Origin of the sequence: Micromonospora sp. DT31, assembly GCF_049841795.1 — a bacterium.
Classification (GTDB): Bacteria; Actinomycetota; Actinomycetes; order Mycobacteriales; family Micromonosporaceae; genus Micromonospora.
This window is the reverse complement of the sequence record NZ_JBNCKZ010000003.1, coordinates 30186-46235: the sequence shown is the minus strand read 5'-3', so window position 1 is coordinate 46235 and position 16050 is coordinate 30186. Positions and strand designations below refer to the sequence as shown.

General features: G+C 74.8%; 10 protein-coding genes. All 10 read left to right on the top strand.

Annotated elements, in window-relative coordinates:
* Nucleotides 1–12 precede the first annotated feature (12 nt).
* The 10 genes from ACLQ2X_RS06640 to ACLQ2X_RS06595 are packed head-to-tail and all read left to right on the top strand — an operon-like array spanning nucleotide 13 to nucleotide 15960.
* Nucleotides 13–1779, top strand: coding sequence for a BTAD domain-containing putative transcriptional regulator (locus ACLQ2X_RS06640; RefSeq protein WP_425680070.1), 1767 nt, complete (start codon nucleotides 13–15; stop codon nucleotides 1777–1779).
* Nucleotides 1776–3935 (top strand): TOMM precursor leader peptide-binding protein, encoded by a 2160-nt coding sequence (locus tag ACLQ2X_RS06635; RefSeq protein ID WP_425680069.1) that lies wholly within the window; start codon nucleotides 1776–1778, stop codon nucleotides 3933–3935. The genes ACLQ2X_RS06640 and ACLQ2X_RS06635 overlap by 4 nt, the downstream gene beginning before the upstream one ends.
* On the top strand, nucleotides 3932–5806 hold the full coding sequence (locus tag ACLQ2X_RS06630) for a TOMM precursor leader peptide-binding protein (protein WP_425680068.1): 1875 nt from the start codon (nucleotides 3932–3934) through the stop codon (nucleotides 5804–5806). The genes ACLQ2X_RS06635 and ACLQ2X_RS06630 overlap by 4 nt, the downstream gene beginning before the upstream one ends.
* Nucleotides 5807–5814: 8 nt before the next feature.
* Entirely contained in the window at nucleotides 5815–7407 is a 1593-nt protein-coding gene (locus ACLQ2X_RS06625) for a nitroreductase family protein (RefSeq protein WP_425680067.1), read from the top strand.
* Complete coding sequence (locus ACLQ2X_RS06620; protein WP_425680066.1) at nucleotides 7404–10136, top strand: lantibiotic dehydratase; 2733 nt, start codon at nucleotides 7404–7406, stop codon at nucleotides 10134–10136. Before ACLQ2X_RS06625 ends, ACLQ2X_RS06620 begins: the two co-directional genes overlap by 4 nt.
* Nucleotides 10133–11185, top strand: a complete 1053-nt coding sequence (locus ACLQ2X_RS06615) for a lantibiotic dehydratase C-terminal domain-containing protein (protein WP_425680065.1) — start codon at nucleotides 10133–10135, stop codon at nucleotides 11183–11185. The genes ACLQ2X_RS06620 and ACLQ2X_RS06615 overlap by 4 nt, the downstream gene beginning before the upstream one ends.
* Nucleotides 11182–12366, top strand: coding sequence for a peptidase M50 (locus ACLQ2X_RS06610; RefSeq protein ID WP_425680064.1), 1185 nt, complete (start codon nucleotides 11182–11184; stop codon nucleotides 12364–12366). The genes ACLQ2X_RS06615 and ACLQ2X_RS06610 overlap by 4 nt, the downstream gene beginning before the upstream one ends.
* Before the next feature lie 2 nt (nucleotides 12367–12368).
* Nucleotides 12369–13280: an ABC transporter ATP-binding protein gene (locus tag ACLQ2X_RS06605; protein ID WP_425680063.1), complete on the top strand. Its 912-nt coding sequence runs from the start codon at nucleotides 12369–12371 to the stop codon at nucleotides 13278–13280.
* On the top strand, nucleotides 13277–14032 hold the full coding sequence (locus tag ACLQ2X_RS06600; RefSeq protein ID WP_425680062.1) for an ABC transporter permease: 756 nt from the start codon (nucleotides 13277–13279) through the stop codon (nucleotides 14030–14032). The genes ACLQ2X_RS06605 and ACLQ2X_RS06600 overlap by 4 nt, the downstream gene beginning before the upstream one ends.
* Entirely contained in the window at nucleotides 14029–15960 is a 1932-nt protein-coding gene (locus ACLQ2X_RS06595; RefSeq protein WP_425680061.1) for a TOMM precursor leader peptide-binding protein, read from the top strand. The genes ACLQ2X_RS06600 and ACLQ2X_RS06595 overlap by 4 nt, the downstream gene beginning before the upstream one ends.
* The last annotated feature ends 90 nt before the right edge of the window (nucleotides 15961–16050 follow it).

Genomic DNA, 16050 nt, shown 5'->3' with positions numbered 1-16050 from the left:
GAGGGGAGCACCGTGGAGTCACATGTGGCGAGCCTGCCCGCCCGGCGCGACCCGGAGCCGGCGGCGTCCACGCCGGCCGTCGCGTTCCGCGTCCTCGGCCCGCTGACCCTGACCACGGACGCCGACGCGCTGGTGCTGCCGCCGTCGAAGGTGACCTGCCTGCTGGCGGCGCTGCTGTTGCACCCGGACGAGGTGGTGTCCGTCGCCACGCTGCAGCAGGCGATCTGGGGCGACGACCCGCCCGTCTCGGCCCGGGCCGCTTTGCAGACCTGCGCGCTGCGGCTGCGTCAGCTGTTCCAGCGGCACGGGCTGACCTCGAACGTGGTCCGGACCGTGCCCGGCGGCTACCAGATCACCGCCGGTCCGCAGACCGTCGACCTGATGCGATTCCGTGAGCTGGCCGGTCGGACCCACGCCGAGGCGGACCCGGAGACGGAGCTGGCGACGCTGGAGGAGGCGCTCGCCCTGTGGAGCGAGCCGATGCTGGCCAACGTGCCGTCGGAGGCGCTGCACCGCGACGTGGTGCCCCGGGTGAGCGAGGAACGCGTCCGGGTCATCGAACGGCTCTGCGACCTCAAGATCGGATTGGGTCGTGACCGGTCGGTGCTGGTGGACCTGTGGACCGCGACCCGCGTCTATCCGGCCAACGAGCGCTTCGCCGCGAGACTCGTCGAGGTGCTGTACCGCACCGGCCGGCAGGCCGACGCGCTCACCGAGCTGCGCCGGGTCAAGGAGCACCTCGACAACGAACTGGGCGTCGGCCCGGGGGCGGGACTGCGCCAGTTGGAGCTGACCATCCTGCGCGGCGAGACGCCGACGCCGGCGGTCGCGGCGCCCCGACCCGCGCCGCCGGCATCCGTCCGCCCGCCCACCACCGACGCCGGCTTCGTCGGCCGGGCGGCGCTGTGCCGCGCCGTCGCCGACCGGCTGCGCGGAGGAACCCGCATTGTGGTGCTCAGCGGACTGCCGGGCGTCGGCAAGACCGCCCTGGCCCAGCACGTCGCCGGCCTCGTCGCCGAGGACTTCCCCGGCGGCGTGTGGCCGGTGGAGCCGGACGCCGCCGACCCCGCGACCCAGGCCACCTCCGCCGACGGCCGCCGCCTGCTGCTGGCCGACGACGTCGCCGACGCGTCGCTGGCCCGGGGGTTGCCGACGCTGCTGGGGCCGGACGACGTGCTGCTGGTGACCAGCCGGCCGAGCCTGTCCGCCCTGGTCGCCCGGCTCGGCGGTTGGCTGCACCGGGTCGAACCGCTGAACCGCCAGGAGGCCCTGGACCTGCTCGGCGTGGCCCTGGGGGCGGACCGGGTGCGGGCCGAGTCACCGGCCGCGGCCGAACTCGCCGCGCTCTGCGAGCACCTGCCGCTGGCGCTGCGGATCGCCGCCACCCGTGTCCTGCTGCGCGCCCGGATGACCCTCGACGAGGCCGTCGCGTGGCTGGGCGTCGACCCCGTCGGACGACTGAGCCTGCCCGGCGACCCGGAGATGTCCCTGGCCGGCCGGCTCGACGAGGCGCTGGTCCGGGTCGGCGACGTGCTCGCCGACGCCTTCCTCCGGCTCTCCGCCGCGGCGCCGGGGACGATCACCGTCCCCGACGCGGCCGGGCTGCTCGGCGTCGACCGGGCCCGCGCCCGCGAGCTGCTCGACGACCTCGTCGACCAGAGCCTGATGGAAGAGGCCGCGGACCAGTATCGGATCCGTGGCCTACTGCGGCGGCACGCGCACGGCGTGGCCGGCCGACGACCGAACCCCGATGGAATGAAGAAGGGAACCCTCGGATGAGCACTGCCTACGAGACGGTGGCTCAGACCCGGCCGCGGATGCGACACGACGTGCTGTTCACACGCACCGAGGACGGAGTGCTGTTCCACAACGCCAGCAGCGGTTTCCGGCTGTCCTCCGGCACCGCCTACCGATTGGCGGCACTGCTCGTGCCGCACCTCAACGGGCGCAACCGGATCGCCGACATCTGCCGACCGCTGCCGGCCGCCCAGCGCGACATGATCGGCGAACTGGTCGACGCGCTCTACGCGCGTGACTTCGCTCGGGACGTGCCGGTCGAGGAGGACCCGGAGACGGTCCTCGACCCCGCCGTGACCGCCGCGTTCGCCGCCCAGATCGCCTACGTCGACCACTACGCCGACCGGCCGGCGCACCGCTTCGCCGCCTTCCGCGACACCCGGGTGGCGGTGCTCGGCGACGGCCCCGTCGCCCGGGCCTGCGCCACCGCGCTGCTCCGCAACGGCGCCGCCGGGGTGACCGTGACGGCCGCGGTCGCGCCGGGCCTCGCCGACGAGTTGGCCGCGCTGACCGAGGCGGGATGCCCGGCCACGGTCGACGAGTTGCCCGACGGCGACGCCGACTGGGCCGACCTGGACGCGGGCCTCGTCGTGGTGGCGGCCGGTGACGGCGCACCCCGCGACGCGCTGCGGCTGCTCGCGGCAGGCATTCCGGACGGCCGGCTGCTCCTGCCGGCCTGGGTCTGCGGCGAGCGGATGCTCGTCGGTCCGGTGCAGGGAGCCGGGCGCCGGGGGTGCTGGTGCTGCGCGATGAACCGGCTGACCGCCAACGACGACACCGCCGCGGCCGCCGCGGTGTGGCGGGTCGCCGCCCTGCCCGCCGGGACCGCGCCCGCCGCCGCCGGGCCGGACGGCCCGCTGGCCGCGATGATCGGCAACCTGCTGGCGTACGAGGTCTTCCGGCTCACCACCGGCGCGCTACCCGCGGAGACCGACGGCGCGGTGATCGTCCAGCACCTGGCCTCGCTCGACGTGCTGACCGAGCCGCTGCTCACCCACCCGCGGTGCGCGTTCTGCCCGGCGGAGTCCCCGGAGCCGGCCGCGGCGGACCTCGCGCTGGACGAGCCGGCCGTCGGCTCCGCTGACGAGTCGGCGCGGGCCGAGGCGGCCGTGGCACGGCTCGCCGCCCACCAACCACTGCTCCAGCCGCACCTGGGTGTGTTCCGCCGCTACGACGACGAACGCTGGGACCAGACCCCGATCAAGATCGGCGCGGTCGAGCTCACCGATCCCGGGGGTCGCCGCCGCACCGTGCACGCGTTCGACGTACACCACGTCGCCGCGGCCCGGCTGCGGGCGCTGCGCGTCGCCGCGGTGACCGTCACCGGCCAGGCGGCCGTGCTCCGGCCGCCGGCCGCCGACGCGCCACGGCTCGACGCCACCCGGCTCGGCCTCGGCTCCGGCTGGGGTGAGCCCTGCGCGGGCGGCTGGGCGGCGGCCCGCTCGCTGTTCACCGGCGCGGCGGTGGCGGTGCCGGCCGCGGTGCTGGAACCGTTCGGGGCGGCCAACCGCGCCCGCGGCGCGGAGCCGACCCGGGCCGGCACGGGCGCCGGCGGTGACCTCGCCGAGGCGGTGCGGTCCGGGCTGGCCTCGGCGCTGGCCTACCGCGCGGTGCGTGCGGTCGTCGAGGGCCGGTCCGCCGCGCGGCAGGTACGCCTGGACACCCGCGGAGCCGATCCGGAACTGGTCTTCCTGACCAAGTCGGCGGCGAACCTCGGGATCACGGTGGAACTGCTCGACCTCACCGGCGCCCCGGAGGCAGGGCTGAGCGTGCTGCTGGCCCGCCACCTCGACCCGACCGACGGCCGGTGGCGGTACGCCGTGGCGGGCGACCCGGTCCACACGGTCGCCGCCGTGGCGGCGCTGCGCGACGTGCTGGGCCAGGCGGCGCTGCGCGCGCAGGAGCCGGCGGTCACGCCGGACACCGGTGACGCGCTGCTGGACGAGTTCGACGCGGGCACGCTGGCGGTGGCGGACACGACGCCGGCCGCCGACACCGCTCTGAGCTGGTCGCAGCTGCGGGAGCGGCTGCGCGGGCGGGGAGACGACGTCCTGGTGGCGTCGGTGGGCGGCGCGGACCTGGCCGCCGGCGGCCTGGTCGCGGTCAAGGTGCTGCTGACCAGGCAGGAGGGCCGGTGAGTCACGTCGCCGCGACCGACGAGCTGGTCTGCGCCGGGCTGGCCCGGCTGCTGGCCGAGCGCGGCTGCGCCGCCGAGGTGGTCGCCCTGGGCGTACGGGACGAGCTGACCGCGCCGGCCCGCCCGGCCCACGGGCCCCGGGTGCTGGTTTACGGGCACGTGGTCCTGCTCGGCCCGGCGACGCCGTCGGGTGCCTGCGCGACCTGCCTGGCCCGGCGCTGGCAGGCGGTGCGGCACCGCGACCTGCGGGACGCGGTCGAGTTGGGCGGCGACACGCGGGCGGCCGGCCCGTGGCCGTACGCGATCGCGCTCGTCGCGGACTTCCTGGCCGCGCTGATCGCGGCCCACCACGGCGGTGCCCCGGCGCGGGGCGCCACGGCCGCGGTGCTCCAGGTCGACCTGCAGACCCTGCGGGTGCGCCGGGTCCCGTTGGTGGCGGACCCGCAGTGCCCGGCCTGCGGCGGCACCGTCGCGGACGCGCGCGACCTCGCCCCGATCGAGCTGACGCCCACCGCCAAGAGCGACCCGGCCGGTTTCCGGGGACGGAACCTCGACGACTACCCGCTGGACGTGGAGGCCTTCGCCAACCCGGTGTGCGGGGCGCTCGGCTCGACCCTGTGGCAGGACCTGACCTCGCTGTCCACCGCGCCGGCGATCGGCTCGTTCACCCTGCGCAGCGGTCCCTACCTGCGCGAGACGCTCTACGGTGGACACGCCGACGGCTACCGGCGCAGCGCCCGCATCGCGGTGCTGGAGGGACTGGAACGCGCCGCCGGGCTGCGTCCGCGGCGCAAGCGCACGGTGGTCACCGCGAGCCTGCGGGAGCTGGGCGACGACGCCCTCGACCCGCGCGAGTGCGGCGTCTACGCCGACGACTTCTACCGGGCCAACCCGTACGTGCACCGGTTCGCACCGGACCGGCCGATCACCTGGGTCTGGGGCTGGTCGCTGCGCGACCGGCGGGCGGTGCTGGTTCCCGAGGTCCTGGTCTACTACCACGCCGCCGGCGTCGAGGAACGCTTCGTCCAGGAGACCTCGAACGGGTGCGCGTCGGGCGGCTCGCTCGTGGAGGCGGTCTACCACGGCCTGATGGAGGCGATCGAACGCGACGCGTTCCTGCTGGCCTGGTACGGCGCACGGGCCCTGCCGGAGATCGACCCGGCCACCATCGACCGGCGGCAGACCCGGCTGATGATCGACCGGCTGGCCATGTACGGCTACCGGGCCCGGTTCTTCGACGCCCGGATGACCTTCGACATCCCGGTGGTGACCGCGGTCGCCGTGCGCGAGGACGGCGGCCTCGGAGCCCTCGCGTTCGGCGGCGGCGCGAGCCTCGACCCGCAGGCCGCCGTCACCGCGGCGTTGTGCGAGATCGCCACCGACTCGGTGATGGTGCGGCTGCGCGCCGGCGCCGACGAACCACGGCTGCGGACCATGGTCACCGACTTCTCCCAGGTGCGTGGCCTGCACGACCACCCGCTGCTGTACGGGCTGCCGGAGATGCGGCAGCACGCCGCGTTCCTGCTGGACAGCGGCCGTCCGCCGGCCGCGATGGCCGACCTGTACGGGCCGGGTCGTCCCGCCCCGCCGGTCTGCGCCGACCTGCGGGACGACCTGGAGTACTGCCTCAAGGCGGTCACCGGGCACGGGTTCGACGTTATCGCCGTCGACCAGACCACCCCCGAGCAGCACGAGGTGGGACTGGCCACGGCGAGCGTGCTGGTGCCCGGCCTGCTGCCCATCGACTTCGGCTGGATGCGCCAGCGCGCGCCCCACGCGCCCCGGCTGCGTACCGCCTTCCGTACCGCCGGGCTCCTCGACCGTGACCTGCGCGACGACGAGATCCACTCCGTTCCCCACCCGTTCCCGTGAGGTGCGCCATGACGTCCGAACCCGCCGGCTACGCCCACGCGTACGCCACGGCGATCCTGCGCCGCGGCCGGGAGCCGATGCCCCCGGTCGACTTCACCCCCAACTGGGCGGACGCGCCCCGCCGGGGCAAGTACTACCCGGCCGCGCCGGCCTTCGCGCTGCCGGAACCACCGTCGGCGGATGCCCCGCTCGACACCGCGCTGCGCCCGGACGCCGACGCCGACGAGCCGTTCACCACGCGCCTGCTCGCCGGCATGCTGCGCGACTCCTACGGGCTGCTCGGCCGGCGGCTGGGCGTACAGGCCAACACCGACCTGGCCGCGCTTCCCTCGTACGCGCACGCCAACTGGCACCGGGGCACCGCCTCGGGCGGCGGTCTCTACCCGTGCAGTGTCTACTGGGTCGCCGGGCCGGGGGCGGGGGTCGTCCCCGGCGTCTACTACTACGCCCATGCCCGGCAGGCCATGCAGCGGCTGCTGGCCGGGGACGTCACCGATCGGCTCGACGCGGCGGTCGGTCGACCGGAGCCGGCCTCCCAGTTCCTGGTGATCGGCGTCAAGTTCTGGCAGAACGCGTTCAAGTACAACAACTTCTCCTACCACGCGGTGTCGATGGACGTGGGCACCCTGTTGCAGACCTGGCGGTTGTGGGCCGGTGGCCAGGGCCGGCGGATCCGGCCGGTCCTCTGGTTCGACCAGGCCGCCGTCGCCGACCTGCTCGGTCTGGATCCCGACGCCGAGGCGCTCTTCGCCGTCGTGCCGCTCACCTGGGCGGACCAGGACCGTGCCGACCGGGTCGACAGGGTGCCGACGGGGCCGGTCCGGGTCCGGCACGCCGACCGGGAACGCTCCGGCACCCGGCTCGACTTCGACCTGCTGCGGCGGATCAACCGCAGCACCGCCGCGGCGGTGCGGCGACCACCGGTCGGCGCGCTCGCCGACGCCGGCGCGCATCCGGCACCCACCCGCGCCGGGCACGTCGCGCTGCCGGCGGCCGCGCCCATGGACATGCCGGTCGGCGCGGCCCTGGCCGGTCGGCGCAGCAGCTTCGGCCGGTTCCTGGCCAGCCGGCCGATCTCCGCCGGGCAACTCGCCGCGCTGCTGACCGCGACCGCCGCCACCACGGTGCCCAGTGAGATCGACGGCCCCGCGGACCGGCCGCTGGCCAAGCTCTACGCGTTCGTCAACCACGTCGACGGCGTGCCCGCCGGCGGCTACGAGTACGACCCGGACACCCACGGGCTGATCCCGGCCTCCGCCGGGCCGCCCGGCAGGTTCCTGCAACGCAACTACTTCCTGGCCAACTACAACCTGGAGCAGGCCGCGGTCGTCCTGGTGCCCACCGTCCGCACCCACGCGGTGCTCGACGCCACCGGCGACCGTGGCTACAACCTGGTGAACGCCACCGTCGGGGCGATCTCGCAGACCTTCTACACCGTGGCCGCCGCGCTGCGCCTCGGCGCCGGGGTGGCGCTGGGCTTCGACAGCGTCTCCTACGTGGAGGAACTGGCGCTCGCGGACACCGGCGAGTTCCCGTTGCTGATCATGTTGGCCGGGCACGACCGTCCGGGTGTCGGCGACTACCGCTACGAGCTGTCATGACGGCGACCGTGCCGGCGTCGGACGTACGGCCGTCCACCGCGACCCCCGACTGGCGCACCGGCGACTGGTTCACCGCCCGGATCGCCGGCCTGCCGCTGTCCACCGTCGACGGGCTGCGCTGTCCCCGCGCGACCGACTGGGCCGAGGAGGTGCTCGCGCTGCGCGGCCGGCTCGCCGACGACGGCGCCCGGGTCGGCGACCAGTTGCACGAGCTGATCAGGGGCAACGAGGACGAGGAGGCCCGGCGGCGGCTGCTGGCCCTGCGTCGGCAGGTCCACAACAACGTGCTGCCCGCCGACCCGGGGCCGGCCCTCGCCGTGGTCGAGTGCATCCACCCCGGGTCCGCGCCGGACCTGCGGCGGTGGTTGGCCGGCCGGGAGCGGCTGGCCCGGCTGGAGGACGAGGGCGCCGCCGTGTTCGCCGCCGACGTCGCCCTGTCCCGCCGGCGACTGTGGGAGCTGGCCGACGAGCCGCGGCTGCGCGGCGGGCTCCAGCTCGCCTCGCCCACCCTCGACCAGCAGCTCGCCACCGGCGCCCCGCCGGATCCGGCCCGCCCGGCGAACAAGCGCACCCGCCGCGTCGAACGCTCACTGCTGTCCTACCTCTACCGCACCGCCTGCAAGACCAGCCCGTTCAGCACCTTCACCGGGGTGGCGCTCGGCCGGTTCGACGACGACGCCGAGGGTCTCGGGGTGGCCGTCGGGCAGCGGTGGCAGCGGCACGTCCGACTCAACGTCGTACTGGTCAGCCGGATCGCCGACCTGATCAGCGCCGATCCGGTGCGGCGCGGCGACCTGCCGGTGGCACTGAGCCCCGGCTGGCGGCGCGACGCCGAGCGGATCCGCTACGTGCGGCACTGGGTGACCGCCGGTGACGACAGCGTCGCGGTCAGCTTCGACGCGGTCCGGGACGGGCTGTTCTTCCTGCGCCGCAGCGGGGTCCTCGACGAGCTGACCGCGTTGCTGCAGCGACGCGGCACGATCCGCGGGGCCGAACTGGTGGACCGGTTGTGCGAGCGGACCGGCGCGGACCGGGCCGACGGGCAGGCGTACCTGTCCACCCTGCTGGCCCTGGGCATGCTGCGCCTGGTCGGCCTGGACGTCGACGTGCACCGCCCCGACCCGGTCCGGGCGCTGGCCGGCGCGTTGTCCGGCCTGGACCGCCCGTGGGCGGCGCGGACCGCCGCCCACCTCACCGCGATCGCCGCTCTGGTGGACTCCTACCGGGACGGGGACCTGGTCCGGCGCCGGCAGGTGACGCAGGACCTGCGGGCGGCGGTGCGGGCGACCATGGCGGACCTCGGCGAACCGGACCCGCCGCTGCCGCAGACGTTGCTCTACGAGGACAGCCGGGTCGACGGGGGGCCGTTGCCGGTGAGCGCCCCCGCCTGGCGGCGGCTGGTCGGCGGTGGGCTGGACGCGGTGGAACGGGTGCTGCCCGCGTTCGACCAGAACCTGCCGCACCGAATCATGTTCCACGGCTTCTTCCTGGCCCGGTTCGGCGTCGGCGGCCGGTGCGACGACCTGCTGCGTCTGGTGGAGGACTTCCACGACGACCTCTACGACCAGTACGCCTCCTACGTGGCCGGCCGCCGGTCGTTCGCCGAGGACGGCAGCTACACGCCGGAGGAGAACTGGCTGGGCCGACCCGAGATGACCGCGCTGGACGCGGCCCGGCAGGCCTTCGCCGACCGGATGCGCCGCCTGGTGGAGGCGGACCCGGAGCGCACCGAGCTCACGCTTCCGGACGCGGTGCTCGACGAGGTGGGCGACCTGCTCGGCGCCGCCGCCGGCGGGTTCCGCCCGCAGGGGCACTTCGCGCAGGTGGCGTGGCGGGACCCGGAGCCACTGCTGGTGCTCAACCAGTCCTTCGGCGGGCTGTCCTTCCCGTTCAGCCGGTTCACCCACTGTTTCGCCGGGGACACGCCGAGCCTGGCCGAGCGGCTGCGCGCGCAGGCCCGGTCCGTCGCCCCGCCGGGTGCGGTCTTCGCCGAGCTGACCGGCGGGGCGGCCACCACGAACCTCAACCTGCACGACCGACTCACCGACCACGTCATCGTCTGCCCCGGCGAGACCAGCGACGTCGAGGCGGATCGGCAGCTCACCCTCGACGACCTGCACCTGGTGCACGACCCCGACACCGACCGGGTGGTGCTGCGTTCCACCCGCCTCGACCGCGAGGTGATCCCGGTCTACCTCGGCTACCTGGTGCCGATGGCGCTGCCGCAGATCCCGCGTACCCTGCTGCTGCTCTCGCCCGCGTCGATGGTGCGGCTGGACCCGTGGCGGGGCGTGCCCGCCGGCCCCGCGGTCGACGGCGTGACGACCCGGCCGCGACTGCGTGCCGGCAACGTGGTGCTCAGCCGCCGTAGTTGGTCGGCGCGGGCCGCCGACCTGCCGCGCACCGACGACCCGAGCGCCGACGCCGAGGCCTTCCTGCGCTGGCGGCGGTGGCGCGCCGGGCACGACCTGCCGACCCGGGTCTTCGCCACCGTCCACCCCGCCCGGTCGGCCCGGGCCGGCGGCAACCCGAAACCGCAGTACGTCGACTTCGACAGTCCGCTGTCGCTGCAGGCGCTGCGGGCCTCGCTCGACGCCCCCGACGACCGGGTGGTGCTGCGCGAGATGCTGCCGGCCGCCGACGAGTTGACGGCCCGCGGTGAGCACGGCGGCCACGTCTGTGAGCTGGCCGTGGAGACCTTCCGCACCGACCCTGGGAGGACCCGATGACCGTGTCGGCCGCCGCGCCCACCGACCCCCGCGGGGAATGGCTGGCGCTGCACGTGTTCTACGCCGCCAACCCGCAGCCGCTGCTCGTGGATTGCGTGGCGCCACTGATCCGCGAGCTCACCGACAAGGACCTGCTCGCCGGGCACTTCTTCATCAACTACTGGCTGGAGGGGCCGCACGTGCGGCTGCGCCTGCGGCCCCGTACCCCGTCGGACGAGCCGGCGGTGCGGGCGCTGGCCGAGGCGGCGATCCGCCGGTTCCTGGCCACCCGCCCCGCCCTGTACGCGATGGGCACCGGCTATCTGCGCGAGCTCTACGACATCCTGTTCGCCCTGGAGTTCCCGGCCGGTCGGCCGGCGGAGCTGGTCGACGGGAACGGCCAGATGCTGCTGCAACCCAACAACTCGATCAGCTACCGGCCCTACGAGCCGGAGTACGGCAAGTACGGCGGGCCGGACGGCATCGAGGTCGCCGAGTGGCACTTCGCGCACTCCAGCGACATCGTGCTGCGGTCCCTCGCGTCGATGAACCTGCACCTGCGTCCGGTGCTGCTGGGCACCGCCGCCCAGTTGATGACGGTGCTGGCCGGGACGTTCCTGCCGGACCGGGCGGAACTTGTCGACTTCCTCGACCGCTACCACCACTTCTGGCACCGGGCGTTCGCCGGCACCGAGCTGATCGGGGCCGAGGAGTACCGCCGGATGTACGACGGGGTGGCACCGGAGCTGGGGCCGCGGGTCGAACGGATCCTCACCCTGGTGGCGGCCGGGGACCTCCAGCGGCTGCCCGGTTTCCTGCGCGGGTGGGCCGAGCACGCCGGGGAGCTTCGGGAGCGGGTGCTCGGACTGGCCGCGTCCGGCCGGCTGACCCTGCGGTCCTGGGACGGTGGCGGGGAGCGGGTCGTCACCGACCCGGCTGAGGCGCTGGCCGCGCTGCTCTCGCCGTACCTGCACATGACGAACAACCGGCTGCACGCCACCATCCGCGACGAGGCCTACCTGTCCTACCTGCTCGCCCGCGTACTGCGCGAGCCGGCGGTGGCGGCGTGACCGGCCCGACGCTGCTCGGCAAGCGTCCCCGCCTCCGCGACGATCTGCTGTTCTCCCGCCCCCTGAGCCGTGGCCCGGCCACCGTCCACCTGGTCAAGGACCGCCGCAGCGGCCGGGCGTTCGAGCTGTCGGCCAAGGAGCGCTTCCTGGTGGGCCGGCTCGACGGGGTCCGTTCCCTGGCGGAGGTCGGCGAGGAGTACGCGGCCGCGTACGGCCGCCGGCTCGGCGACGACCACTGGGTGCGGCTGCTGTGGCTGCTGCACGAGCGGGGTCTGCTGGTCGGCGGGCCGGGCGAGCCGGAGGTGGTCCCGGCGGTGCGTCACGGCCGGGTCGACAGGTGGGCGCTGCGGCTGCGACGGCTGCTGGGCCCGGCGTCGGTCGCCGGGTGGGGCCTGCTGATGGCGGCGCTGGTGGCGGCCGTCGCCTGGTACGCCGGCCCGCTGTGGCAGGCGGCCCGCCCGGCGTTCACGGATCCGCTCAGCCTGCTGCTGCTCGGGCTGCTCGCCTGGGCGGGTGCGGCCATGCACGAGTTCGCCCACGCGTTGACGGCCGTCCGGCTGGGCGCCACCGTCACGCGGATCAACCTGGTCACGCTCACCTGCCGGATCGAGGACTACGCCTTCCTGGCGAGGCGGCGGGACCAGGTGGTGATCGCCGCCGCCGGGGGAGCGGCCAACGGGGTGGTGATGCTCGTCGTCGGCGCGGTGCTCGCCGTCCTGCCGGGTGCCTTCGCCGACCACCTGTTCAGCGCCTACGTGCTGGTCGCCGCCGCGCAGACCGTGGTCAACTTCGTGCCGCTCCCGCCGTTGGACGGCTACAAGATGGTCAGTCATGTCCTGGACACGCTGGACCTCGCGCCGGAGAGCCGCCGCTACCTCTGGGCCGTCCTCGGCCGGTTGCCCCGCCGCGGCCGGGTCCGCTACCCGCGGCGGGCCGCCGTACGCCTCGGTCTGTACGGCCTGTGGTGGCTGTTCGCCGTCGTGGCGGTGGCCGCCTGTGTGGTCTACATCGTCGGCGCGCTACTGGAGTCCACACTGGGCGTGCTCGGTCATGTCCTGCCCGCCGCGGTCGTCGGTCTGACGCTCGCCGGTTGGCTGGCACGGCCCCGGCGTGCCCGCCCCGCGGGTCGGTCCTCCGGGCCGCACCCGCAGAACCTCGAAGCCCACCAGCGAAAGGCGTGACCATGTCAGCCACCGACGATCCAGCAATCGTGCTGGACTCCGTGAGCAAGTCGTACGGCGAGGTGAGAGCGGTGGACGACGTCTCCGTCTCGATCGGCCGGGGCGAGTTCTTCGGCATGCTCGGCCCCAATGGCGCGGGCAAGACGACTCTGATCGAGATGATCGAGGGCCTGCGGACCCCGGACCGCGGCGCCGTGCGGGTGCTCGGCATGTCGCCGACGCCGCGCAACCTCGATCTGCTGCCGATGATCGGGGTGCAGACCCAACGGTCGGCGTTCTTCACCCGGTTGACCGCCCGGGAGCACCTGGTGACCGTCGCCGCGCTCTACGGCCTGCCCGCCTCCGCCGCGGACCGGACGTTGAAGCTGGTCGGGTTGGCCGGTTCGGCCGACATCCGGGTCACCAACGTCTCCGGTGGGCAGCGCCAGCGCCTCGCCATCGCCTCGGCGATCGTGCACGACCCCCAGGTGATCTTCCTGGACGAGCCGACCGCCGCTCTGGACCCGCAGGCCCGTCGTGACCTCGGGCAACTGCTGCGGGAGCTGAAGGCGGCCGGCAAGACCATCGTCTACACCACCCACCACCTGGACGAGGCGCAGGGGCTGTGCGACCGGGTCGCGATCCTCGCCGCCGGGCGCATCCTGGCCCTGGACAGCCCTCGGGAGCTGATCGCGCGGTCCGGCGTCGGCACCCGTCTCGTCGTGCCCGCCGGCCGGCTCAGCGCGGAGCAGGCCGGCCGGATCGACGGCGTCGACGGGATCGACGTCGAGGACGGCGCGGTCGTCCTGCGTACCAACCACGCGGCCCGGGTGCTGGCCGCACTCGGCGCCGAGGGCGGTCTCGACGAGGTGGAGACCCGCCCGGCCACCCTGGAAGACGTCTACCTGCAACTGATGGGAGCGCCGCAGGCATGAGCGCATACACCGCACTGGCCCGGGCCAGCTACAAGGCGAGCGTCCGGGACGCCACGACGCTGTTCTTCACGTTCGCGTTCCCGCTGGTCTTCCTGGTCATCTTCGGATTGATCTTCGGCAACCAGGAGGTCGCCGAGACCGGCCACGGATACATCGACTTCATCGCGCCGGGTGTGCTGTCGTGGGGCCTGGCCAGCGCCGCGCTGTTCGGGGTGGCGTTCACGCTGATGCAGTGGCGCAACGACGACCTGCTGCGCATCATCCGGCTCTCGCCGACGAGCATCTGGTCAGTGGTCGGCTCCCGCTACGCGGTCGCGCTCGCCATCGGCGTCGCACAGAGCCTGCTCTTCGTCGGCATCGCGATGCTGCCGTTCCTCGGCATGCGTCCGGACGGGAAGTGGCCGCTGTTCCTGCCGATGATGCTGCTGGCGGTGACCACGTTCCTGGCGTTGGGCCTGATCGTCGGCTCGCGCGCGGACACCGCCGAGGCGGTGGCCGCGATCGCCAACTGCATCGTGGTGCCGATGGCCTTCCTGTCCGGGTCGTTCTATCCCCTGGAGCTGATGCCCGGGTGGTTGCAGGGCATCTCCCGGGCGCTGCCGCTGCGTTACGTCAACGACGGCATGGCGTACGCCTTCACCGGGTTCGGCACCATGACCGACTACCTGGTGGCGTGCGGTGCGCTCGTCGCCTTCGCGGTCGTGTTCGCGGTCGTCGGCGTGCGTACCTTCCGGTGGAGCCACAGCTCGTGACCGGGCCCGCGGCGGCGGCGCCCCCGGTCCCGCTGTCCGCCGCCGCGGCCCGGCTCGACGAGCACCTGCGCCGGCGGTGGGCGGCGCGGCCGGTGGGCCCGCCGCCCCGGGTGGCCACCCTGGGTGCCGTGGACGCGCTGGCCGGGGCGGCGCCGCACCGCCGGCACGCCTCCGTGCACCTGAGCGCGGACGCGGTGCTTGTCGGTCCGGTCGCCGGCGCCCTGCCGGGGGCCGCCTGCGGGCACTGTCTGGCCATCAGGTGGCAGCGGCTGCGTGGTCGCAGCGAACGCGACGCGCTGGAGACCGGTGACCGGACGACCGCGGTCGGGCCGTGGCCCAGGCTGACCGCCTACCAGCTCGACGCGGTGTGGGAGCTGTACCGGGCGGTGTACGCGACGCCGGCCCGGCCCGCGCCGCCGACCTGGGACGACCCCAGCCGGCGGCTCGCCCGGGTCAGCCGCCTGGAGCTGGACACGCTGCGGGTACGTACCCACCCGGTGCTGGCGGAGCCGCGCTGCCCGGCGTGCGCGACGGCGCGCCCCGACTCGCCGGCCGAGGTGCCGCGGCTCGACCGGGCGGCGCCGAAGCCGGCCGTGGACGCCTACCGGCTGCGCTCCCCGGGGGACTACCCGCTGCCCCGGGCCGCACTGGTCAACCCGGTCTGCGGGGCGCTCGGGGCGGGTACCCGGCTCACCATCACCTCGCCGACCACCGCCCCGGTCACCGGCAGCGTCTTCATCCGGGGCTACGGCGGGCTGCTCGACGTCTCCTGGAGCGGCCAGTCCACCGGTTACGACGCCAGCCACGAGCTGGCGTACCTGGAGGGTCTGGAGCGGCACGCGGGCACCCACCGGCGGCGCAACCTCACCCCGGTCGTCGCCGCGTACGCGGACGTCGCGGAGCACGCGCTGCACCCGGACGAGTGCGGCAGCTATCCGGACGAGGTGTACGAGCGCGACCCGATCCTGCGCCGCTTCCAGGCCGACCGGCCGATCCCCTGGGTGTGGGGTCGGGACCTGCACAGCGGCCGACCGGTGCTGGTGCCCCGGCGGCTCTGTTTCTACAGTTCCCCGGCGGCCGACGACACGTTCGTGCTCTCGTCCTCCAGCGGCTGCGCCACCGGCAGCTGCCTGGCCGAGGCCGCGCTGTTCGGGTTGCTGGAGCTGATCGAGCGGGACGCCTTCCTGCTCGGCTGGTACGGCAACCTGACGCTGCCGAGGATCGACCTGGCGAGCTGTTCGCCGGCGGTGCGGGCGATGGCCGACCGGGCCGAGTTGCAGGGCTACGCGCTGCACGCCTTCGACAACCGGGTCGACCTCGACGTGCCGGTGGTGACCAGCCTGGCGGTCCGCCACGACGGCGGGCCCGGGCTGCTCTCCTTCGCGGCCGCCGCGCACGTCGACCCGGAGCAGGCGGTGGCCGGCGCGGTCGCCGAGGCGCTCACCTACATCCCGCACCAGCCGGCGACGGTGCGCAGCCGGCGGGGAGAACTGGAACGGATGGCCGACGACTACGGCCTGGTCCGTCGGCTGCCGGACCACTCGGCACTGTTCGGTCTGCCCCGGATGGCCCGGCACGCCGCGACCTACCTGCACGACGCGGTGGCGCGGGACGTCGCGCAGGTCTTCGCCGACCACCGCGGGGTCGGCGCCCGGGACCTTCTCGACGACCTGGGCCGGGTCCTGGACGTCCTGCGCCGGCGGGGTCACCGGGCGATCCTGGTCGACCAGACGAGCCCGGAGCAGGAGGCGGTGGGGCTGCGGTCGGTGTGCGTGGTGGTGCCCGGTCTGCTGCCGATCGACTTCGGTTGGCTGCGTCAGCGGGCGTTGCACCTGCCGCGCCTGCGTACCGCCCCGCACGCGGCGGGGCTGGCCGGTGCCGTGCTCACCGACGACGACCTGCGTCGCGTTCCCCACCCGTTCCCCTGAGCCGGCCGTCGCGCCGACGGTCGGACACGCGCGCGGCGGGGGGCCCCCCGGGGGGGGGGGGCCCCCCGCGGGCACCGGGGGGGGCTGGGC